Genomic DNA, 24,224 nt, shown 5'->3' with positions numbered 1-24,224 from the left:
GTCTTTGCTATCTCCATTTATTATAAATAAACACAATAAAAGACTATTTTATGACTCCTCAAAACACCTCTAACGATATTGAAAACAACTCTGCTCCTCAGTCCGTCTTAGATAGCGACTCAGATAGTGACTCAGATAGCGATACAAATAATCAGGCTGCCGACAGTTTTGATCTCAGTGTTATTGATATTGGCGCTGTCACTGACACCGCAAACTTGCCGCAGCCAAAGCCTCAACCGATAAAGCGAGCCACTTATAAAGCGGATGCTACCGACTTTGTGGTCAACGAAATACTCCCGCTGGAGTTGACAGGTGATGGTGAGCATCTATGGCTGCATATTAAAAAACTAGGCATGAACACCGCGTATCTGGCAAAACTGTTGTCAGAGTGGGCAGACATACCGCTACGTGATGTCGGTTACTCAGGACTGAAGGATCGTCATGCGGTGACGACCCAGTGGTTTAGCCTGCGTATACCCAAAAAGCAGTTGCCGCCTACAGAGTTTGCGCCGATAGATATTGGCGAGCATGAATCTGTCGTTATTCTGGCTCAGCACTGGCATAATAAAAAACTCAATCGCGGTACCCACCGTGCCAATCAATTTATCATTACCTTGCGTGATATTAAGTTTACGAATGATGATGAAAACACTGAATCAACTGAGCAATCGTTATCTACTCAGCAGACGGCTAAGCAACGCGTCGAGGAGCATTTAGCACGCATCGATGAAACAGGTGTGCCTAACTACTTTGGCCCACAGCGTTTTGGTCGTCAGGGTAATAATGTTAGAGAAGCGTTGGCGCTATTTGCCCGTCCAGCGCGCGAGCCAAAGCCGCAACCCAAAAAGAGCAAACGCAAACGTGCGCCGCGCGAGCAAAATACGATGGAGCTATCGGCAGCCCGTAGCTTGATATTCAATGAGATATTGGCAGCGCGAGTTCGTAATGGCAGCTGGGACGCTGGCCTAGCAGGGGAAGTATTTAATCTGGATGGTTCGGGGTCGATATTTACCAGTGAGGAGATAGACGATACGTTACGCGCTCGTATGAGTAGCGGCGATATTCATCCAACTGCCGTATTGTGGGGTACAGGTAACGATAAAGTCAGTGGCAGTGCAGCCGCGTTAGAAAACGAAGTTGTACAACACAGCCCATTACTCATGCAGCTAGCAACGGGATTGGAGCAGCGTGATATCAAAGCACAAAGACGCCCGTTAAGACTGCCTATTGAGCAATTAAGCTGGGAGTGGCGGGATGAGCAGATATTGGTATTGAGCTTTACGTTGACCACTGGTAGCTTTGCCACTAGCGTGCTAGCAAGTTTGGTGCAGCAGATGGATTCATGATTGAGTTATTGATAGCGCAGAGGGGCAGCTAGCGGTTTTTGTAGAGTGAATGGATACTACCATTTTTTTCAGCAAACATATGGTTGGCACTGACGACTTGATTGCGTCCACGGTGCTTGGCTTCATAAAGAGCCTTATCTGCTGCGCTAATCAAACGTTGGCAGATGTCGCTAGGCAGTTTTTGCATGAATGCCATTTGGCTCTCAGCGCGCTGAGTGGCAATCGGCTTGATAAGAGGTGATGCATTTGATTGAGACTGGGCTTTTTTTGCCAAAATAGATTTATAGTTTTTGGCAATGCAAGCTCTTTCTTGATGGGTCAAGGTATACAGCCCAAAACTCGCTGTCACGCTAAAATCAAACACATCACCGACATTGATGATATGCTCAGCAATACTAAGCCGTAATTGCTCCGCAATCACCATTGCACTATCGTGCGACGTATCTGGTAGCACAACCAGAAACTCCTCACCACCGTAACGGCTAATGATGGTTTCATCTGATAACGACTGCAATAGCGTCTGCGATATTTCGATCAACACTTGATCCCCCACATCGTGGCCATAGTTATCGTTGATGCGTTTAAACCAATCCAAATCAAAGAGCATCACGCTCAAATCCTGATTGTCTTGTACCGTTGACAACGCATACTTCATTTTCTTCAGGCCGTAGCGACGGTTTTTTAGCTTCGTGAGCTCATCTTGATTGGCATACTGCAAGGTTTCTTGCCTACTATCATCTAAAACCAATAGCAAAGCACGAAATATATAAACGATAAAAATCGCTTTCGGGAGTGCTAAATATAAATGGGTTGAGCGCCAAAAAAAAGCTGATGAACGCTGTATCTCAGTGATACTATCCCAACTTAATACATTATTTTCAAACGCTGAAGCAGCAACGGCATTTTCAACCGCCATAATCTCGTTGTAAGTCAAATAATTATGAATTTCTAGTAACGGGTGGATAACGGTCAACTGACGCAGATTGGGTAAAGTGATACCAAAATAAGGCGAGGTAATGGCCAATAACATAAGTATGATTTGTAGCCAAAACATGCGCCAAGCATAGCGGCGTTTGATGAGCATCATGCCAAGCATCGCACCGCCAACTAGCGATACTCCAGCAAACAAGCTGCTATAACCTATCACCACGATGACGGTAGCAATATAGAACGTATAAGTCAGCACTAATGCGATTTGCCATCTGTCTAAAATATCCCGCCTACTTCCAGAGTGCGGCAAATATTTGACCATACATAAGAAAAATAAACCCATTACGCTGATTCCCAGCCATAGCGGGTACAGATAGTGCATATTGACATAGGCATGGAGCGCATCTTGTAGCCACCAAACAAACAGACACCACAGCCAATGCAAGGATACTTCCATGACAATAAATAACGCCATCAATGACGTTCTATCAGCCGCTTGCCACTCAAAAATCATTTGAGAGAGCTTTTTGTATCCAAGATGAGAGACCGACACAGCCATAGATGGGCTACCGCAGAAAATATAAATGCACTGACTTTACAGGCATTGTGATCGAGTTAATCGAGTTAAAGGGCGTCATACCTTTTATAAACTTTTCTAGATATCCCTTTAAGTGTTACAAGTTCTGTCTGTATTATCAATCTGTTTTGTACATTTATTTATCAATCAGCAGTTTTTGAATATACAGTTTTGAGCGTCATGATATTCACATAAAAGACTCAGTCATCTTGGCGACGAAACACAAAAGTGACTAACCGCTAAAATGTCCATAAAACATGATAAAACCATCAGACTAAGCAGGCGTGTTAAACAACTCCCAAATACCGCGTTGGTCTTCATTTAAGATAGGCACATCCCCTAAGCAGCGCCACGGCATATTGCTACCATGAAAGTCACTGCCAATCGAGGTGACAAGATTGTGCTCGGCAATACTACGATCAACCATTCTGCGCGTGCTGATTGGTTCACTTGTGGCTGGTAGCTCACAAGCGTCACCGCCAAGCTGAGCAAACTCCCCAATCAGCTTGCGCACTCGTGTGGCCGATAGATGATAACGCGTGGGATGCGCGAGCACCGCTCGACCACCACAAGCATGAATCAGCTCGATACCATGCTGCATCGTCAACGCCTCGATCGCCACATAGGCAGGCTTATTATCTGCCAAATATTTATCAAAGGCTTTTTGGACCGTTTTGACCTCGCCCCGCTCAAACAACACTTGCCCAATATGTGCGCGTCCAACGGCTTGCGGATTACCCCCTGCCTTATCCAGAATGGCTTGCCACAATTCATCAAAATCTATGCTTAGCAGCTCACTGAGCTTTTCGGTGATGCGCTGACCACGTGTGGCCCGACTGTCTTGTAGTTGCTGCAGAGTGGCATGCATCTTTTCGCGATCAGTAAAGTCCAGTCCCAGCACATGAATGATCTTATTAGTAGATTTGTTTTTGCCATAGCCGCCGCTCAACGTATGCTCACAGCTGACTTCCACCCCATTGATCAGCTGTATATCATAAGCATTAGCGGCTTCTCTTGCCTCATCAATGCCCACTAGCGTGTCGTGATCAGTCAATGCCAGTACATTGATGCCCGCTGCGTGCGCGCGCTTTACTACTTCAGTTGGTGCGTAAGTACCATCCGAACAGGTACTGTGACAATGTAAGTCATATTTCATAAGATAAACCTTAATATTTTAAAAAATAAGCGTATAAACAATTTAGTAGTAGATAGTCACTATTCATATTGGTTGCTATTGATTGCTATTATTAATGATAATGTCTGAGCCAACTCTCTGGATTTAGCGACTATTGCTGCTGTATTTGATGGTTATATTTGGTTAGCGCTATGGTCATTGCTCGCAATAAGACCGTATTACTCTGTAGGTGACGTATATCGCAGGATTATCGTGTTGATTGCTTTTTTTTGCGGCAGTAGACGTGTAAACTACCTCATACGTTTTTGTTGGACACAACCTTTGCTATGAAAGCATTATTAGACTTTATCCCTTTGATTGCCTTTTTTATCGCGGCGCGTTATAACGGTATTTTGGCAGCGGCAGGGGCTTTGCTCGTCGCTACTATCATTGTTTATGCCATTCACTTTATTCGCCAAAAAGGCAAGTTTGATAAGCAACAATGGGTCGTCTTACTATTAACCATTTTGTTTTGCGGTGGCACATTGCTGCTGCGTGATGATATCTATCTGCGCTGGAAATCGCCCATTATCAATGGTATTTTTGCGTTGACCTTGTTTGTCAGTGCCGCTATCAATAAGCCATTAATGCAGCTAGCAATGAAAGAAGTATTTACTTTAACACTTAGTGGTTGGAAAAAACTGACCGTTGCTTGGGCACTTTTCTTCGCCCTCATGGCTGTACTCCATTATATTACAGCATTCACCATGTCAGATGAAGCGTGGATTAACTTCAAGACTTATGGCTGGATTCCGATTATGCTGGTATTCGTCGTGGCTCAGTTTGCTGTACTCAAAAAGCATCTCAACCCTGCGCTGACGGACAAAACCACTAAATAACAGTTATGCGCTGATTGCAGCTACTGTCTTATAATTGATAAAACTGCTTTTAGAGCTCAAAGTAATCAGCCGTTAGCGTTATACGATGTATTTCAAATCAATCATTACGTTTTATTATCAACTAAGGAAGTTCCATGTCTTTATTTGTCATTATTGGTCATGATGTGGCTAATAGCAGCGCACAGCGTCTGATTACTCGCGCTGAACATATTGAGCGATTACAGGCGCTAAGTCGTGAAGATCGTCTGGTGATTGCAGGCCCAACGCCGATCGAACATGGCAAGAGCGATATGTCAGGCAGCTTAATCATTGCTGAGTTTGACTCTATCGAGGCGGCACAAGCGTGGGCAAACGATGAGCCTTATTTACGTGATGGCGTTTATAGCCACGTGGATATCAAGCCATTTATCCAAGCATTGCCTGCGCCCACTGATAAAGTAGCTGCATCGTGAGTCAGAAAGTCCTTTATTTGAATACTCGATTCTATAAAAGTAGCTTGGCTAGCCTGCTACTGATGGCAGCAGTATCAGTGCAAGCCGCGCCAACGGCACCCAACGCAGAGGCAGCGAATCCTACAGTAGCCTCTATAAATCAACCTGCTGTAGGCGATGCAGCAACAAGTTCAGCACTAGATATCAATGATACTCTGGCAGCACAGTTGCAACCGTCTACTAAAGCACTGTCCGAGGCCAATCAAGAACTACTCAGCCGTAATGCACAATTGCAACGCCAAGTGAACGACTTGCAGACCCAAGCAAACGTCTTAGTCTATGAGAGCAAAGGTCAGCTGTTTTTGTATGGTGCATTTACCGTTTTGATCAGTTTATTGGTGGGTATTTTTATCTCGTGGCTGGTGTTCGTTCGCCGTGATCGCTGGTAAGCGATGCGCTCTTTATAGATTTAGCCTTTGACCTGCTCTATTCTACGACGTCTCATTGTATTTTGATGAACTTGATTCTGTCATCAACAACATTTTTATTATAGTAAATCATCCTACTAAGAAGTTTCCATGTCTATCGCTCATCACACAAACGCTGAACCATTAAACATTATCACACCTGCCAAGGTTGAGTGGCAAATGGATGATACTGGAAATATGGTGCCAGTGTCTGGTGAGTTCGGCGATGTGTATTTTTCGCATGCGGATGGTCTGGCAGAGACACGTCATGTATTTTTAGCGCACAATCAGCTGCCTGATCGCTTGGTACGTCTCGCACCAAAGCAGTGCTTTACGATTGCTGAATTGGGTTTTGGTACTGGGCTTAACTTCTTAGCGACTTGGCAGTTATGGCGACAGCTGCGCGATACCTACCCACAACTGGCAGATGCCCGCCTACATTTCATTACCACTGAAAAATTCCCGATACCGCTTGCAGATCTGACGCACATACTTGCCCTATGGGGTGAGCGTGCACCCGAGCTTGGTCCATTGATTGAGCCACTTTTGGCGGCATACCCGCCTCTTATCGCAGGCTGTCACCGTTTGGACTTTTCTTATGATAATCTGACGGTCGATATATGGCTTGGGGATGCAGCCCAGAGCCTTAGCAAACTGGCAATAGAGCGCTCTCAGCAGTCTGCGCCTCAGCCTCATATCGATGCGTGGTTTTTGGATGGCTTTGCGCCTTCTTGCAACAGTACCTTGTGGGCTGACAGTATCTTTACACAGATGCAGCGCCTATCGCGTCCGCATACCACCGCCGCTACTTATAGCTGCGCAGGCATCGTAAAGCGCGGGCTCAAGGAACATGGCTTTGCCATCAAAAAGGTAAAAGGTTTTGGTCGAAAGCGAGAAATGCTCACCGCCATCATGACCGATACAAACCATATTGACGTTACTAGTGATAATAAAAGTTGTGATAACGAAAGCCACGATGCGGAGCAGATAACAACAGATAGCACCTTTAATCACACTGCCATCATTGGTGCAGGCGTTTCAGGGTTGCTAACGGCTTGGTCGCTTGCCAATCGCGGCATTGCGGTCACTTTATTAGACAAAACGGCGCCTCTGGCTGGCGCTTCAGGCAACCCTCGAGCATTGCTTGCCCCAAAAATGACGCCAATTCACCACGTTGATGAACATTTGCATACCATCGGTTATCTTTATAGCAGCAGGCTATATCGAGACCTTAATCAGAAAGCCACACAGCTCAATACAGCGCCAGTACTGGAGCCGACTGGAGCGCTTGATTTACTGGTGAAAGCCAATATTGGCACCGAGCAAATCGCAGATTATCCTGATGAGATGGCAACCACCCTACCCCATGAGCAAGCACAGAATATTAGTGGAATAAAAGAGCAAGACTTATCAGAGAACTTATACTTACCACAGTCTGGTTTGGTCAATCCGCAAGCATTGAAAACTATTATATTGACACATCCGCTCATTCGCTTTCAGCAATTAGAAGTGAGTGAGATTAACGAAACTGAACAGCAAGTGTGTATTGAAGGCAGTGATCAAAATCAGGAGACTGTCTCTATTCTTGCTGATCATGTCGTTATTTGCGCCGCCTTTGAGAGTCATCAATTAGATAAGCGTATTTTTGATTGCCGTAAAATTCGTGGTCAGCTGTCTTGGTTTCATCCTAGCCTAGAGCAACTGATAAATTTGCCAAAAATCCCGCTTAAATATAGTGGTTACTGTGCGCTGTTCAATGCACAGACTGGCGATGATAACCTAAACACTGTCACCGCTGGCAAGCCATATCTATTACTAGGGGCAAGTTTTATCCGCAATGATATAGGTACTGACATTCGAGATGAAGAACATCAGATTAGCCGGGACAAGCTCGTTGCTGCCATTCCTGAGATGGAATCTATCATGCCAGCCGATACTAGCCTGTGGCAAGGGCGCGCTGGCATTCGCACTCAGACACCTGATTATCATCCAATCGTTGGGCAACTAACCAACAGTCAGCGAATTTGGACGATGAGTGCAATGGGTGCAAAAGGTTATGCGTTGGCACCCATCTGCGCTGAAGCGTTAGCGGGTATGCTGCTAGGGTCATTTGCGCCACTATCTAATGCAATGCTCGCACGTCTATCGCCCAATCGTACCCGTTTGCAAACACCGCTCACTTAATATCATTTAGGATGATATTCATGTACATCAAAACAACGCTTTCGACGATTCATATTATCTTGTGATATCTTTATTTAATGTTCATTCCGACAATGAGATAAGCATCATGAGCTATCACCAAACCACCATTACTCTACCTGCCTACGCGCGTGGCATCCATGTCATCACGCCTATCATCGAGGAAGCCATTGCTCAGCTCATACCGTCCAGCGCCAAAGCAGGGCTGGTTCATTTGTTTTTGCAACACACGTCAGCCAGTCTCGCCATTAATGAAAATGCTGACCCAGACGTAAGATTGGACACAGAGGATTGGCTCAATAAAATCGCCCCAGCCGATCAGCCAGAGTACCGCCATACCTTAGAAGGTTCGGATGATCTACCAGCGCATCTTAAAAGCATGATGCTTGGGGTAAGTTTGACCATTCCTCTGATAGATGGTGTCTTGGGTCTAGGTATGTGGCAAGGGGTTTACTTATGTGAGCATAGAGACGTGACTGGATATAGCGGACAGCGCAAGCTGGTTATTACGGTCAATACGTAATAATATAGATTCAACCTGCCACATTGATATAGCGCGCTATTAACGGATAAACCTGATTATGACCACTTTTGTCTTAAAATTACTAAGCTCAACAAACGCTAAGGTTCACTGTCTCAAAGCTTCTGCTCTTTTTTTGAGTTTATTTCTGCTGACTGCCTGTCAAGAAACGCCAGAACCTGAAGCACCTACCGAAACACCATCTGAAACGTCAACGCAGACAACGCCTGTCACCACAAATATCAATGTCAATGAAGCGGCGGATGACAGTATAGAGAATGCTCAGAACCCATCACAGACTGAAGCTAATTCAGAGCGCGATGTGAGCTTGACTGAGTTAGAGCAAGACCTTGGAGGCACTGTCGCTGCACCAAGTAATACTGCTACATCGCCCAATCCAGAACAGGCCATTAAAGGCGCACAAATCACTGATGTCCGTTACAAAAGTGAAGCAGGCGACACCTTATCGGTCGTTTTTGAAACGTCAGCTTCAGGGTTGCTCAATGCCATCGTCACTCGCCCCAACCAGCCAAAAATGACGCTCAGCGCGCCAGAAGGACAAGGTAACAATCCCACTTATCGCTCAGTCGATGGTAGCATCCAACTGGTGAGTCATGCAGGTGGCGGCACCATTGATCTTATCCAAAACAATACCGTCACTAGCTTTGATGCAGTCAGTGCTGAAGCAGAAGTCGTCACTGAATAAGTGCTAATTGCATCCTTTTTGAAAGTCTTATCTTAAATAATTAAAAAGCGGCAAACGTTACTATCGTTGCCGCTTTTTTATCTCTATTTACTGGTCTCTACTCACTCGTATTTACTTAACTTTCTGGTAGATGATTTTATTTATCCAAACCCAGTCGATTGCCCAAAAAGTCCGACCAACCAGCTTATCGCCGTCCAAATTCCCCAGCCAACAAATACAATCACGATGAGTCCCAACATGTCAGGGATATGCAAGTATAGCCAAGCTACTATTGGATTTCGCCAAAATGCACCAAAGCGGCCTTGCTGCTTGTCTTCTAATGACTGATGTAAAAAAGGCCGATCCATATGCATGGTTTCAGTGATGCCATACTCCTGATGTAAATGCTCGTGTACGATACCCAATGTCTTGCGGCTAGGGCGAATAAAAATATCTAGCAATGTCCCAATGCCGGGCACAATACCGACCACCATATCAATCAGCGCCAGTCTGACCGCAGGTGTCATTTTATCGGCAGGAACACCCAGCTGACGACCCAGTATAAAAGCATAGCTGGTCAGTATCAGTCCTGCGACATCCCCTGCGAGAGGAATGGTAGAGAGCGCCGCATCCGCACCTATGCCTTGCTTGGTAAAAGGCACGCGGACAAGAGAATCCATTGTATTAGCAAACTTTGCCAGTTTACGCTCGGTGGCAATGACTTGCTCGCGTGTCAGTCCCTGCTCAGCAAGTTTTGCCTGATAATCGACGACTGAGCCATTTGTATTAGAGGATTTCTTTGCTTTAAATCTCGACAACTTCTTAAATTTATCCATTTAGAGTCGTCCATATACAAGCAATTGCAACGAGGGCAAAAACATAGCGTCCCACCCAGATATTGGCTAAGAATGCCTGAAAGCAAGCCTGCGCATTGCGACTGGCACAAACGCTGTTTTGTTTGGCAAACATCATCGCCACCAATGCTAATCCGAATACGGGTGTCACGCCTAGCGTTGTTGGGGCAAAGTAATGCCACATAGCCGCGCCCATCATCAGCAAAAATAGCATTTGCAGGATTGAGATAATAATCACATCATAGCGGCCAAATAATATCGCCGTTGATTTGACCCCAATCTTGAGATCATCCTCGCGGTCAGCCATTGCGTACTGCGTGTCATAGGCCACCGTCCAGCACATATAAGCAAAGAATAATAGCCAGCACCAAATATCGGGAGCGCCCTGCACCGCCACATAAGACATCGGTATGGCCCACCCAAACGCCGCCGCCAAAAATACTTGTGGCAGATGGGTATAGCGTTTCATAAAGGGGTAAATAAACGCCAATACAACAGCACCCAGCGACCAATAAAAAACGGCAACGGGTAAGAAAAACAGCAAAATGCCGCTGAGTAATACCAGTACCAAAAATGCAGCAATGGCTTCTTTGCCAGATAGACGTCCATCTGCTAATGGACGACCTTTGGTGCGAGTCACATGACCATCTACTTTACGATCCGCAAAATCATTAATCGCACAACCAGCGGCGCGCATAAATATCGCACCGAGGGCAAATATTACAAATATCTTGAGCGTTGGCAGACCTGCTGTAACTCCTTGCTGCTGGGCTTGGCCCATGGCAGCTAACAGTACGCCCCATAATGTCGGCCATAGTAGCAGCTCAATACCCACTGGTTTATCAAAACGCGTGAGCTGGATATAGGCTTGTAGTTTGTCTTTGAATGTCATGGCTTCTTATTATCGTCAATAAAGAGTGTTATATGCTTTTTTGCTAGGGCGTGTCGCTATTTTAAAAATGGTGATAAACATTTGAATTAGGGACACGCCCTAATCGTTAGATTTGTTTCCATAAGTTATTCGCCTCAATTAGAGAAAATTCAGGATACTGTTTACGTAACGCTTTAATCGCAGGGATTTTATCTTTATGTGCTGCTTGTTCGCAAAAATGCCAATTGCTCTTGTGGACTGCTCAATTCCTTTAAACGTGCTTCAAGCCGAAGAATCTGAGTGCGCAGCATGATATTGACCAACAATAACAATAAGCCTGCACCCATGACCCAAATGATTAGCGTTGACATTTCCTGCTCCTGAATACATGTATTCTAAATACTCAAGCTAATGAATGACGTATGTTTATGCTGATACACTTATTTATCACAAACAGTGGCTATGAAATAATCCTCGAAAAACCGATGTCAGGCAAAATACCCATCAAAGCGCACGGCTTCATTATGCCAGCTTTCACTAACCGGCTCATCGGCAAATAATGGCGCAAATTGTGGCCGCTTGACGATCACGCGACCTTGTCCTTGCGCGCTTCGACTCACAATTGCCTTAGCACTATTTAGCAGTTGGCGCTCTTCCTCTAGCGTTGGTGGACGCGCCAATTGATGCAGCGCTTGCATGTGCTTGCCGACTTTGGCACCTTTACCTGTCTTACTGTCTTGGTAGCTATCCTCTGGAAACATGGGATCTAAATACACCACATCGACTGCATTGCCGTCATTCGATATATCGTCAGCTTTTAGGCTCGCAAAATAACTCAGTGCATCAGTATTGATAATATGTAGACGGCTCATGAGCTTTTGCCAATTAGGCTGCGCGCTCATACGCTCTTGTTCTACAAGTAACAGCAACGCCATTAGCGGCTGCTGCTCAAGCATAATGACGTGTGCGCCAGTACTGGCCAATATCAAACTATCATGGCCAAAGCCGGCCGTGGCATCGATAACATGGCTATCTGCGGTAATCTTTGCTGCTTGCAGTAATAGCTCCGACTTACGACCAGCACTCACCACGCGGCGTTGCAATTTATCCCACTCTGGTGACACGCTCAGTCCATCACTAAGCCACGATAGCTTATCTTTTTCATCAAGCAGCAAAATAAGTTGAGAGGATGTTTGGCTCAGTTGCTGGCGACGTTTTTGTGTTAATTTCTCCGTGGAGAGCTTAGTCTTTAGGACGATTGGTAATTTGTGCTCAGCTATCAATGCCTGTAAGCGCTCAATCTGTGCTTGTTGACTGTCATTCACATAGAACAATTGGCACTGTACAAGGTCACCTGACTTATTATCTGTGTGATGCAGCGCTGTCATAACCATCATCCTTTTTACTTATAACTGCTTACTTTTTACCCATAGCATTACAAGCCATCGTACAAATCTAGCCCGCCATTTGGTAACCAAAGCCCCAAGCCGCAACCAACACGATAACACCCGTGATAATGCGTAACCAAGCAAAAATAGTAAAGTCACGGCGACTCACCCATGCTACAAGCAAGCGAATACAGAGTAGCGCCACGACAAACGACACGATGGTTCCAACACCTAATACCAACCAGTCTTCACGATTGCTCAGTACATCGCCGTGTTTGAGCAGATCTAATAATGCCGCGCCTACAATGACAGGAATACCCAAAAAGAAAGAAAACTCAGCGGAGGCTTTACGCGAGACTCCAAGCCATAGCGACCCAATGATCGTCGATCCTGAGCGTGACGTGCCTGGTATCAGAGCCAGACACTGAAATAGGCCAATCATCAGCGCCGTTTTTATACTGACATCTTCTGCCTCTTTTGCAATGATGGTTTTAGGGCGCTTTTCCACATAGAATATGAGCAGACCACCGATGATGAGCATAATGGCAACGACAATAGGATTAAACAAATAAGCTTTGATTTCATCAGCAAAGGTAAAGCCAACAATCATCACAGGAATGGTCGCGACAATGAGACTGAGTCCCAGTTGCCTAGGATTGGTCATGCCTTCTGCTTTACCTGTTATGAGACCCATCAATGCTTGCCACAGTCTGCCCCAATAGTCATATATCACTGCCAAGATAGCACCAAGCTGTACCACGACCACAAACAAATCAACTTTTTCTTTGGTCCAAAATCCCATCACATCGGCTGATAAAATCAAATACCCCGTGCTGGAGATGGGCAAAAACTCTGTGATACCTTCCACGATACCCATGATGACAGCTTGAACGAATAACAGTATATCCACAATGACTTTCCTAAAAACAGGCCGATTGGCTGTCCTATGTTGACGTTGGTTTTATATTGATTAATGCTTAAAAAATACTCAAAAGCTACGCTTTGCCTTGCTCTTTAAGTGTTTTCCAAGCTTGGTTACGTAGATATTTTGGTAGTGCTTGCGCTGCCTCCGTACCACCATCGTTTGCAAACTGAGCAACACCAAGCTGCCCGATGATAACAGCGTCTGGCCAGACGTCTTCATGGCACACTTGCTGATCATGCAATGCTAATAGCATCGCGCCATTCCCCGCGATAGGGAGATTCAGTGCTGTTTGGCTATCATAATCTAATAGCTGCTCAGTGCTATCACTGCCATAAGCCCGTACTGGCTGCATGATGCTATAAACTAACTCGTCGTCAACTACCAACTCATACTGTCCGAAATAGACTTGCTGCATACGAGCATCAAGGGCGCTGTATAGGTGTGTCAGCCCGTACTGCTGATACGCAGATTGTGCAATCGCTTGTAGGCTAGAGACACCAACACAAGGCAAGTCATGCGCGACAGACAACGCTTGCACCACTGCCGTGTTGATACGAATACCGCTAAACGCACCCGGCCCGCGATTAAATATTAAAGCCTGTATATCAGCAAGACGTAGCTGCGCCTCAGATAGTGCAGCATCAATCATCGGTAAGATCTGCTGAGTTTGCTGACGCTTGCCTGTTTCGGTATGGTTCGACAGTACCTGTCCGCTCGAATCTAAAATCGCGATCGAACACTGATCGAACACGGTATCCATTGCTAAAAACATCACAACCTCGGCTTTTACTTTTGGCGTTCTAAATGGGTTTGTCAGATTTTAATAATTTTTAATAGCCATTTATTATTTATGTACTATCAAAATTTAGACAGAATGAAACAGCGCCTATCATAGCATTTAGGCTAAATGAATTTTATCAATTTCTACGCTTTTCCACACTTTATTCATCTGTACTTATTCATAGCTAACCATAAAAAACCCTAAAGCTTAGGTAGCTTTAGGGCATATATAAAATACTTTCAGTATGCATCACGATGGCTTAGAAGCGCGTTTTAAACTTCTTTGGCGCTTGGTTTTGCATTTCTTGCATTTGCTTTTGCATCTCTTCGGTGCTTGGCATATTGTTCGGATCCAGTCCCATTTGCTTGGCCATTTGTTCTGGATTCACGTTTTTAGTGCCTTGCTGACCGCCGCCAAACAATGGGCCACCACCGCCTGCGCTACCACCACCCATGAGGCCTTGCATAGACTTCATCATTTTACTGATGCCTTCAGGCTTTGAGATCATTTTCATCATTTTTGCCATTTGCTTGTGCTGCTTGAGCAAACGGTTAACATCTTGAATCTCACGGCCTGAGCCTGCAGCGATACGGCGCTTACGACTTGGATTAATCTTATCAGGGTTTTTGCGCTCAAACGGCGTCATTGAATTAATCAACGCCTCCATCTCACGTACTTTTTCTTCTGGCTTGGCATCTTCGACGGCTTTTTGCATATCTGAGCCGCTCATACCTGGCATCTTATCTAAGAAGCCCGCCATACCGCCCATACTTTTCATCTGCTGGAACTGGGTTAATAGATCCTCAAGGTCGAAATCACCGCCTTTTTGCATCTTTTTCGCCATTTTCTCGGCTTTATCACGGTCGATTTTTTGCTCAACCTCTTCGACCAAACTCAGTACGTCGCCCATACCAAGGATACGCTGGGCAATACGCTCAGGGTGGAATAGCTCTAACTCGCCTAGTTTCTCACCGCGGCCCAAGAACTTAATTGGCTTGCCGGTGATAGCACGTACAGACAGCGCCGCACCGCCTCGTGCATCGCCGTCAGTCTTAGTTAAGATAACACCCGTCAATGGCAACGCATCATTAAAAGCTTTTGCGGTATTGGCGGCATCTTGACCCGTCATTGCATCGACGACGAATAGTGTCTCAGATGGGTTAACCGCCGCCGTTAGCGCCTTAATCTCATCCATCATGGTATCGTCGATATGTAGACGACCTGCCGTATCAATGATAAGGATATCTTGATACTGGATTTTGGCCTCTTCAATCGCACGCTTTGCGATATCGATTGGATTTTCATCCGTGCTTGAGTTGACAAACTTGGCATTTACCTTACCGGCAACTTGCTCAAGCTGTTTGATCGCCGCTGGACGGTAAACGTCGGCCGATACCAGCATGACTTTTTTCTTTTGACGCTCTTGTAGATATTTGGCCAATTTACCAGCTGTGGTCGTTTTACCCGCACCTTGCAAACCTGCTAGCAAATAAACCACAGGCGGTTTGCCTGTCATCTCTAACTGCTGATTGGCACTGCCCATCATTTCGGTCAGCTCGTCGTGTACGATTTTGACAAAGGCTTGACCTGGCGCTAGCTCTTTTAGCACTTCAGCACCAAGCGCTTGCTCTTTGACGCGTTTGACGAAATCACGAGTGACAGGCAGTGCTACGTCAGCTTCTAACAATGCCATACGTACTTCACGCAGGGTGTCTTTGATATTGTCTTCAGTCAGTTGTCCAGATCCTACGATATTACGTAGGCTGGACGATAAGCGTTCTGTTAAGGTATCAAACATAAATAACTCTCAATTAAAATGGTTTTCAATTAAATAATACGCAATTAAAATAACTTTCAATAAAATGGTGGCGAATCAAACGATTCAAATGGTTCATCAATACTATTAGGATGGACTATCAAATACTGGGACATTCTCTTATAAAAAATCATATTATCAATACTATAGCATCAACACGGCTCAAAACTTATAGTCGTTTTGCAAAACTTGGCTCTGATATTTATAAGTGACTTACGATATATTTTGCGGATTGCTGCTTTGTCAATCATATTTATAAGCAATAAGTAAGATGATGCTCAACTGGCACCCATTTTATGATAAATTGGACGATTATTCTAATCATTCTGATAATACCACTTTAGCGACACATTGAGCGGCAGTTTATGCTCAGTATAAGATGAGGCTTTTTATCTGTGCACCTTGCATTCTTACTTGCTAGCATGGCTTATGTCTTAGTCAGCCTCCATATTGGTTGGGCGCTGATTCAGGACAAACCTATTCATAAAGGCGTCAGTTTGGGGCTTTTATTGGTAGGGATGGCCGCACATGCGACCTTACTTTATCCATATGTAGTGACGCTTTATGGTCTGAATTTCAATTTGTTCAATATCATTAGCCTGACCAGTTTATTCTTCTTATTCTTTTACCTGCTGTTTTGTTTGTACCGCCCTATTCTGAGCCTTGGTATTTTGGCTGCGCCTACTGCACTAATAGGTATGACCGTCGGCTATATTGGCCGCGCACCCTATCAACCGCTTACTGACGTCAGTGTCGGTCTTGAAGCTCATATCCTATTATCGTTAGCGGCCTACTGTGTGCTGTTGATGGCGGCAGTACAAGCGCTATTTTTGCGTCTACAAATTCGCGAGCTCAAGCATCATACCATTCACCGATTTTGGGTCAATAAATTACCCTCATTACAAAGTATGGAGAGTCTATTATTCGATATGCTCTTGGTAGGCTTTGTGCTGCTTAGTATCGCACTGGGGATTGGGTTTATCTATGTCGAAGATTTGATGGCACAGCATATCGTGCACAAAACAGTATTTAGTCTGCTCTCGTGGTTATTATTTGGTACGTTGCTGCTTGGCAATTGGCGCGCAGGATGGCGAGGCAAACGTGCGGCGAATATCACTATTTATGCCTTTATTCTGTTAGCGATTGGCTTTGTGGGTAGTAAGTTTGTTTTGGAAATGCTGATATAAAATATCACATTATAAAAAAGGCGATCAGTAACTGTTGCTACTGACCGCCTTTCTTACTCAATTTTCTACTGATTTTTTAGTTAAAAACTACGGTCTTGTTGCCTGCCACAATCACACGGTTTTGCACATGCCAATTGACAGCACGTGCCAATACATTACGCTCGATATCGCGCCCAATCGCCCGCAACTCTGTTACCCCTTGGCGATGGGTCACACGGTGTACGTCTTGCTCAATAATAGGCCCTTGATCCAGCTCAGCAGTCACATAGTGCGCTGTTGCGCCAATCAGCTTGACGCCTTTATCATAAGCCTGACGATAAGGATCTGCACCCATAAACGCAGGCAAGAACGAATGATGGATATTAATCACTTGCATCGGCCAACGCTTCACGAAATCAGCTGACAATATCTGCATATAACGCGCCAACACTAGTAAGTCATTACCCGCCATCAGCTTATGGATTTGCTCCTCCGCTTCTACCTTATTTTCTTTGGTCACGGGCACATGGTGAAAGGTAATGCCGAAGTTTTCTACCGCTTGGCGCAGGTCAGGATGGTTACTCACCACGCAAGTAATCTCGCAATCCAGCAAGCCACGCTGGTGACGCCATAATAAGTCCAATAATGCATGATCAAACTTTGAGACCAAAATACCCACTTTGGTCTTCGTGGCATTGTTATGCAGACGCCAGTCCATGTTATGGCGTTTAGCCACAGTATGTGCAAAGCTGGCTTCAAAGTTCTCAATGATATCGCTCAAGCCTGCCAACGCAAATTCCAAACGCATGAAGTACTGCCCGCCCTCATGCGCGGTGGAGTACTGATCTAGGGTAATGATATTCGCGCCATAGCGATGAATAAATTCAGAGACTGCCTGTACGATACCCGCCTGATCTTTGCATTTGATGAGCAATGTCGCTGTATCGATGGTGCTAGGTATCTGTTTACTCTGAGAAGCGATGTTTGTTGTACGTGATGATGAAGCCGTTTTGGTATTGTCTGACATAATACGCCCAATATAAAAAATGATGACTGATCGCTGAAGTGACTGACAGCGGAGTAAACCGGTTATTTTAATCTTTTTTGCGATGCTTTGCTGAGCGAGTTGGTTGTTTTTGGTTATTTAGCTATTTGAAGATGCAATGCAAAAACCCCTGACATGTGGTCAAGGGTTTTGAAATATCAACTTTCAATGTTTACCAATATTATTCAACCTTTATAGTTCTAGTAAAACCTGCTCCGTTGCTAACGATTCCTAACGTGGCCCCTAATTCAAAGGCTTGATTGAAGTCTACAATATAACTGTTATAACCTTGCGATTGTGTATTTGGTCCGACACCATTAATCGATACTGCATAGCTTGGCTGATATGGTGATAGTCTAACTGTTGTATTACCACGTGGATAAGCATTAGTAGAGTTAGCATCAACACTAACACTCATATTATTTACACAAGTAGCTCCACCCGTACCGAATGGGCTTGCATTATCTATCCAAGGCGTGACTAAACTGGTTTCGCTTATTGACGAATCATTTACCTCACTAAGCAGTTGATAGTTAATACTCTGTGTATTTTCACTACCATTAACGAAGGTTGATGCATCAAAGCGTACTTTTACCCAGTTAGAATAACGTAGTGGATAACGGATTTCGAAATCAGCACGCCCTTCGTCATCAGTAATAAACGTATAACCATCCTCTGAAACAGTACCACCAATAATTGCAACTGGATTAATTGGATCTAGCTGTTTATTACCAATAATAATATTACCATTAGCATCAACATTTTTGTCAATATCTTCGTCTTGATCTAACGTATAGTTATAGTTTAGATCTTCTGTGTTGATCCATTCAGACTGCAAGAAAATAGGCGATTTTTCAGAGAACACTTTAGGCTCAGGTGTCGTAGTAATATCCTGACCATTCTCATCCTTTTCTTTAATATCAGCCGCTTGATAGGTCACTGTGCTGTCTAACAAACAGACTCTACCTTGAGCATACTGTGTAGCATAAGACTTAATTGACACTTTTTGATTCGGGACAGCGCGTCCTGAGCCATCCATAACCGATATCGAGCCACGAACTGTGTAGTAGATGTCGTCAGAAGATATTTTATTAGCAAACGTCAATGTCGTATAAACAGCATCTTTTGACACGGTAATAGTAGTGGACTTGCTACCAATATTGTTAGGGTCATTCAATAGTCGAGCGTTGAGAGTCACACCATTGATCGGTGAGCTAGCATTTGCCAAATACACTACACGTGCTTGACCTTTACTATCAGTGATAGCAGTTGCAGCAGACAATCGTCCTGCTGAAGAATCAGAAGCACGGCTAAAGACGACTGTCTGGCCTTCGACTGGTACATCATTTTTATCTTTGACAGTTGCTACAAGCTCGGTACTGCTACCTGGCGTAATCACTGATCTTACCGCCTGGAACAGTATCTTAGCTGGTGTAGTGGCTCTAAAACGCGTATCCACGGTTGTTTGATACTTGAGCTGACCGTTATTCATCTCACCAAGTACCGTCGCCTGCAATACTGCTGTGCCAGCAAGTGCAGAGTTCAGTACGACTGGAACTGTAATAATATTACCTTGAATATTGGCAGCCGTTATCGCTTGGGTCGAGATGACATCATTGTTCGCAAACGTTCCAATCGTTGTTTGTACTTCTAAGAGCTTACCAATAAGTGCATTCGCCTCAGCTACAGAGTTAGTGCGAATCTGTATATTAATATTCTGAGCCATATTAACATCGTAAACATCTTCAATATCGATGAAGCTAATACCCGCTTGCGACACCTTAACCAAATCAATGCTACTGGTACTACGCTGCGTGGTCAGCTCTCGCTCACCCACTGCTCTCACAAAAACACGTAAGTTACCATTGCTATCAAAGCTCAAATCACTTTCGTTAACTGTAAAGCTAGCTTTACCCTCTGAATCGGTGGTCGCGGTTGCATCACTAGCGATAAGGTTGCCGTCAGTATCAATAAGCTCTACTTTAGCATTTGCAATCGCAAGTCCCGTCCCATCAGTTAAAGTAGAAGACAGGGAGGTTGTACTATTATCTTTGAGATTTTTTTCAGATGCTGTAAGGGTGAGTGTTGTGCCAATTGCAGATAAGCTCAGAGACTTTTGTTCACGCACCTGCATATTGACAGTACCATCTATATCATATTGCGGCGTGACGATTTTGGCATTAATCACTACACTATGATTAAGGCGAGCATTGATACTATTAGCTGCTAACAATACACCCACATCAACCCGACCACTACTATCGCTTACAACTGTGCTCGATGTGGTCAATGCTGCTCCGCTTGACTCTAGGTTTTCGATGCTTAACTGTACTGGCACACCTGTGAGAATCCCACCGTTATTATCTGTTACGATGAATGAAGCTTGGGTCTGGTCGCCACCTGTAGTCAATGTTGGCTTATCAGATGACGCGATTAGCTGGTAGCTCTCAATTGTAGACGTATCCACTGCTACAATGTAGTTTTGCTCCAATTTAACATTTTCAGCTGTAGTAGTAGTCGCAGTTAATCGAATACCTGACTCTAGCGTCGCTTGGTTAACATTGGCACCATTTTCAAGAGTCAAATCAAAAGTCGCTACACCATCGCTGTTAGTGACGGCTGTGCCTTGGCTGACTGTCACGCCTGTACCAATAGGGTCGTTGACATTTAGAGTGACGGAACGACCTGCAATACTCTTGTCGTCTTTAGCAACGCGTACGAATACTTTGAAGGTATCCCCTTTGGTGTCAACAACTTTATTTGCGCCAACAGTGAGACTTTCAGTTGTACCTGTTGGTATATTGGTACGGACAGTACTCGTCTGCGTCACAATATTCCCACTACTATCAGCTGCAGATAATGCCACAATAAAACTTGTACCTAATGCAGTCTTTTGGTCTTCGGTTAAGTTGTTTGGTACTGCTAGAGTAAATACAGCCTTACCTGAATCATCAGTAGTCTGACTGCCACCTGTAGCCAGTGTAACGCCCTTACTTGCAATAGAGGCTGGCAGTGCGAGGAATACTTTTTGTCCGCTAATCACATTGCCTTTGTTATCTTTTGCTATCACTTCAACCTGTGTTTCACCACCATTTAGGTTTAAAGCACTTACTGAATTACCCAGTAAAGAGATGGCTGCTGTCATAGACTGAACTTTGACATTGACTTGTTGTTGCTTGCCAGTCAATGTCTCTGTCAAAGTGGCGGTCAATACTTGCTTGCTAAGCGCTTCTTTTTGCTCATCATTCAAGTTATTTGGAACTACAACATTGAAGCTAACCAAACCATTAGCATTTGTACTAGCAGTGATATTTGATGACCCAAGCTGACCATTTACTGTGAGCAGGCTTGCTAATTGTGGATTATCAAATACCAACTTCACTGTCTGATTAGCGACTTGCTCGCCAGATGACTGATTATTTAGCTGTGCTTGGATAATGGCAGTACTACCCACATTGTTTAGGATATATCCTGCTTGATTATCAATATTATTGGTGGCGTTCAAGATATTTAAACTAACGCTAGGCGTAGTGATTTTTACTTTCTGTATTTCTGAATTATAAGAAACGTTGTTTTCAGCATACGTTAGCTGATAGTTGATACCAGTGTTCTTTAAATCCGCTCGCTGTACAGCTGTTAAACCTTTAGGTACGTTAACAGCAAAAATCGCCTCACCATTAAAATCTGTAGTCGCTGTAGTTTGAGTGACTGTAACACCGTACTCTAGTGCTTTTGCACCTAGCTGGATAGTGACTGTTTTGTCTCTGACCGGCTGAGCAGTATTCTCTTTAGAGGTCAATCTCACACCAATATTACCGCTACCGCCCAACTCACTAATTTCTGGCGTTGTGATAGAAGCGAACTGTATACTGGTTGCTGGCTGCTCAACGTTTACTTTCTGAATAATTTTGGACTGAGTACCATCTTCATCAGTCAGTACTGCAGTGTAGGCAATACCTGTTTTAATTAATTGATCACGCTGTGCTTGGGTTAGGTTTTGACTAATACGAACGGTAAACTCTGCCACGCCATTGCTATTTGTGGTTTGTTCGTTACCTTGAATGGTAATACCTGTCGTAAAGCCTTCGTTAATAACAAGCTTGACTGTGCGTCCTACAGCAGCGCTGCCATCTTTACGCTTACCTAGAATTTGCAACTTAAACTGCTCATCTAGTATATTCGCAATTGCAGGTACGCTTTGCGCAGTCAATGTAATATCGCTTTGTCCGATATCTGCCCCTATACGGATACTTTCACTGCTGGCAGTACTTGGTACTCCCGACGCTTCTGTTATATTTGCAGACAATACAAAACTACCTGCCTTTTCAAGCTGGGCTTTTTGTGACACAGTCAAGTTATTAGGCACCCGTACCGTATAGCTAACTTCACCTTTAGCATTGGTTGTCTGTTCTGAGTTGTTCTCTAGAGTTAGTAGACCTGCATCAGCTAGGATTTTTGGTAAACTTGCTATTACTTTTTGCCCTTCAACTACACCACCGCGGCTATCATTGACACGGAAGCTGATCACTGCACTGCCACCTGAACTCGATAGCTCTTTTTTGCTGCTTTCGTTAAAGTTAATTTTGTATTTCGCAGTTGGAACAATAACTACGCTAGAAGAGCTTACTGTTGCTGTCGAACGGTTTGGTTCTGTGAGCACGACAGTGTAGCTAATACCCTTTTCTGCAAGCTCTTGACGTTCATCGGCACTCAACGCCGATGATATGGTTAATGCTACTGTCGCTTGACCATTGGCATCTAATACTAACTGTTCATTTGCTAGGCTGACACCTTCAAAGGCATCATTTAGCTTGATTGTTGCCTTTGCACCATTAATTTGAGTCGACACATTTGTATTTTTAGGTGAGGCAGTGATAGTAAGCTGCTGTGTATCACCATAAGCGCTAAGCTGCGTTGAATTTCCTGAAACTTTTAAATCATAGTCTGAAACAGGTAATGCAACAGGGAGCTTGCCAGATATGAGCTTAGTGGCCCCACTATTTTCTTTGATATTGATAGCATATACGATACCTTGAAGCAGTTTATTACGAGTCGCTGCAGGCAAATTGCTATCGATCTTAAGATTAAAAGTAGCAACACCTTTGGCATCAGTCATTTGGCTAGCAGTATCGACAGAGACACCCTCTATCTGAGCGAGTCCGAGACCAACCTCAACATCAGGAGCCAGCGCTCCTTTTTCATTTTTCAGCTGCACACTGATTACTGCTGTGTCGCCATAAGGGTTCAGCTTATTATTAGAGACAGAGCTGGTATCAAGACTTTGAGTAACACTCAGTTTACTTTCAGTGACCTGAGTACCATCTCCACTTCCCTCTCTACTAACAGAAACTTTTAACTCCTGCGGTGCAACAGCTGTGCCATCGGCTTTATTAGCAGTAGCTATTAATGTAAAGCCGTTTGCAATTAACATCTCTTTATCTAAGACTGCCTGCGGATTCAGCTTTAGTGTATATACAGCATTACCATTGCTATCAGTCACTTGAGTACTTTGACCTTCAATAGTGATACCATTAGTTTCAGAATTCACTACTTTCAATGTAACTGCTTTGCCGATCATTGCACCACCTGAGCCCACCTCAGCAGCTTTTACTGTTACATTAAAAATAGCCTGCTCATCAGATAGCTCGATGATAGTAGGCGATGTGCTAAGCTTCTGTAAAAAGAAATCAGGTTCAACTTCTGGTGTCTGCTCACCGCCACTATCACTACCATTATTTTCGTCAGGCTGCTCAGGGCCCAAATCAGGCTCTGGCGCAACCGTATCCGTGCCCCCACCACCACAACCCGCCAAGGCCAATGATAAGGTTAGCGCTGTCAGTTGAAACAATTTAGAAGTAGGTAGCAAATGATATGACATGTTTTTGACTCCGCATGAGCAGTAATTTATTCGAGCAAAAAGGCAGAAAACCATTACACAGAATTAAATAAGATTGGTAATGATACTTAGATTTACAGTGATACCGATGTATTAACAGATTGTATTAAATATATAACAGCAACTTTACTGACTTTTGTTATAACTTACAACTAAAAATTAATCTTTACTATTAAACAATCAACAACATAGCACGCTCATTTCAGGGTATAATATCTCTCCTTTAAACCAACAACTATCATAAAAATATTTGAGTATTCGTCTGTTTTATGGTATAAATGTCGGCTTTAAAATTTTCTGAATTGGTCAGC

General features: G+C 44.2%; 19 protein-coding genes. 8 read left to right on the top strand and 11 right to left on the bottom strand.

Features of this window, described 5'->3' with window-relative positions; translation table 11 throughout:
* Positions 1–50: 50 nt before the first annotated feature.
* The gene (locus tag HL061_RS11330) at positions 51–1,346 is read left to right on the top strand and encodes a tRNA pseudouridine(13) synthase TruD (RefSeq protein ID WP_083328937.1); all 1,296 of its coding nucleotides are present in this window, start codon (positions 51–53) and stop codon (positions 1,344–1,346) included.
* Positions 1,347–1,374: 28 nt separating this feature from the next.
* On the opposite strand, the gene HL061_RS11325 is transcribed toward HL061_RS11330, so the two are convergent.
* A complete protein-coding gene (locus HL061_RS11325; RefSeq protein WP_083328936.1) occupies positions 1,375–2,835 on the bottom strand; it encodes a GGDEF domain-containing protein in 1,461 nt (486 codons plus the stop codon).
* A gap of 292 nt (positions 2,836–3,127) precedes the next feature.
* The gene (locus tag HL061_RS11320) at positions 3,128–4,009 is read right to left on the bottom strand and encodes a PHP domain-containing protein (protein ID WP_071003111.1); all 882 of its coding nucleotides are present in this window, start codon (positions 4,007–4,009) and stop codon (positions 3,128–3,130) included.
* A gap of 305 nt (positions 4,010–4,314) precedes the next feature.
* On the opposite strand from HL061_RS11320, the gene ispZ reads away from it, so the two are divergent.
* From ispZ to HL061_RS11290, 6 genes are all read left to right on the top strand, one after another.
* A complete protein-coding gene (gene ispZ, locus HL061_RS11315) occupies positions 4,315–4,866 on the top strand; it encodes a septation protein IspZ (RefSeq protein ID WP_071003109.1) in 552 nt (183 codons plus the stop codon).
* A gap of 134 nt (positions 4,867–5,000) precedes the next feature.
* Entirely contained in the window at positions 5,001–5,318 is a 318-nt protein-coding gene (locus tag HL061_RS11310) for a YciI family protein (protein WP_071003108.1), read from the top strand.
* Positions 5,315–5,746: a hypothetical protein gene (locus tag HL061_RS11305; RefSeq protein WP_071003106.1), complete on the top strand. Its 432-nt coding sequence runs from the start codon at positions 5,315–5,317 to the stop codon at positions 5,744–5,746. Before HL061_RS11310 ends, HL061_RS11305 begins: the two co-directional genes overlap by 4 nt.
* A gap of 129 nt (positions 5,747–5,875) precedes the next feature.
* Positions 5,876–7,948, top strand: coding sequence for a tRNA (5-methylaminomethyl-2-thiouridine)(34)-methyltransferase MnmD (gene mnmD / locus HL061_RS11300; protein ID WP_071003104.1), 2,073 nt, complete (start codon positions 5,876–5,878; stop codon positions 7,946–7,948).
* Between the two features lie 106 nt (positions 7,949–8,054).
* Entirely contained in the window at positions 8,055–8,489 is a 435-nt protein-coding gene (locus HL061_RS11295; RefSeq protein ID WP_071003102.1) for a secondary thiamine-phosphate synthase enzyme YjbQ, read from the top strand.
* A 133-nt stretch (positions 8,490–8,622) separates the two neighbouring features.
* Positions 8,623–9,192: a hypothetical protein gene (locus HL061_RS11290; RefSeq protein WP_197496675.1), complete on the top strand. Its 570-nt coding sequence runs from the start codon at positions 8,623–8,625 to the stop codon at positions 9,190–9,192.
* A gap of 140 nt (positions 9,193–9,332) precedes the next feature.
* Here HL061_RS11290 and HL061_RS11285 read toward each other — a convergent pair whose 3' ends face one another.
* The 7 genes from HL061_RS11285 to ffh all read right to left on the bottom strand — a co-directional run bounded on the left by HL061_RS11285 (position 9,333) and on the right by ffh (position 15,788).
* On the bottom strand, positions 9,333–10,007 hold the full coding sequence (locus tag HL061_RS11285; RefSeq protein ID WP_071003099.1) for a DUF4112 domain-containing protein: 675 nt from the start codon (positions 10,005–10,007) through the stop codon (positions 9,333–9,335).
* Complete coding sequence (gene ubiA, locus HL061_RS11280; protein WP_071003097.1) at positions 10,000–10,917, bottom strand: 4-hydroxybenzoate octaprenyltransferase; 918 nt, start codon at positions 10,915–10,917, stop codon at positions 10,000–10,002. The genes HL061_RS11285 and ubiA overlap by 8 nt, the downstream gene beginning before the upstream one ends.
* 194 nt (positions 10,918–11,111) lie before the next feature.
* Positions 11,112–11,267 carry a hypothetical protein gene (locus tag HL061_RS11275; protein WP_227517146.1) on the bottom strand — a complete coding sequence of 52 codons (156 nt, stop codon included), beginning with the start codon at positions 11,265–11,267 and terminating at the stop codon, positions 11,112–11,114.
* Positions 11,268–11,384: 117 nt separating this feature from the next.
* The gene (locus HL061_RS11270; protein WP_071003095.1) at positions 11,385–12,284 is read right to left on the bottom strand and encodes a class I SAM-dependent methyltransferase; all 900 of its coding nucleotides are present in this window, start codon (positions 12,282–12,284) and stop codon (positions 11,385–11,387) included.
* Between the two features lie 67 nt (positions 12,285–12,351).
* On the bottom strand, positions 12,352–13,194 hold the full coding sequence (locus HL061_RS11265) for an undecaprenyl-diphosphate phosphatase (RefSeq protein ID WP_071003092.1): 843 nt from the start codon (positions 13,192–13,194) through the stop codon (positions 12,352–12,354).
* Positions 13,195–13,279: 85 nt separating this feature from the next.
* On the bottom strand, positions 13,280–13,981 hold the full coding sequence (gene tsaB, locus HL061_RS11260; protein WP_240366539.1) for a tRNA (adenosine(37)-N6)-threonylcarbamoyltransferase complex dimerization subunit type 1 TsaB: 702 nt from the start codon (positions 13,979–13,981) through the stop codon (positions 13,280–13,282).
* Between the two features lie 268 nt (positions 13,982–14,249).
* Complete coding sequence (gene ffh / locus HL061_RS11255) at positions 14,250–15,788, bottom strand: signal recognition particle protein (protein ID WP_252962843.1); 1,539 nt, start codon at positions 15,786–15,788, stop codon at positions 14,250–14,252.
* Between the two features lie 413 nt (positions 15,789–16,201).
* Between ffh and ccsA the strand changes: the two genes are divergently transcribed.
* Positions 16,202–16,993, top strand: coding sequence for a cytochrome c biogenesis protein CcsA (gene ccsA / locus HL061_RS11250; RefSeq protein ID WP_201587478.1), 792 nt, complete (start codon positions 16,202–16,204; stop codon positions 16,991–16,993).
* A 76-nt stretch (positions 16,994–17,069) separates the two neighbouring features.
* Here the strand turns inward: ccsA and purU are convergent, their stop codons facing one another.
* Complete coding sequence (purU, locus tag HL061_RS11245; protein WP_240365379.1) at positions 17,070–17,999, bottom strand: formyltetrahydrofolate deformylase; 930 nt, start codon at positions 17,997–17,999, stop codon at positions 17,070–17,072.
* Positions 18,000–18,198: 199 nt separating this feature from the next.
* Entirely contained in the window at positions 18,199–23,895 is a 5,697-nt protein-coding gene (locus HL061_RS11240) for a hypothetical protein (protein ID WP_252962842.1), read from the bottom strand.
* Between the last annotated feature and the right edge of the window lie 329 nt (positions 23,896–24,224).

Source organism: Psychrobacter sp. PSP (assembly GCF_024085615.1).
GTDB lineage: Bacteria > Pseudomonadota > Gammaproteobacteria > Pseudomonadales > Moraxellaceae > Psychrobacter > Psychrobacter pacificensis.
The sequence above is the reverse complement of the archived record's forward strand: the minus strand, read 5'-3'. Positions and strand labels throughout refer to the sequence as shown.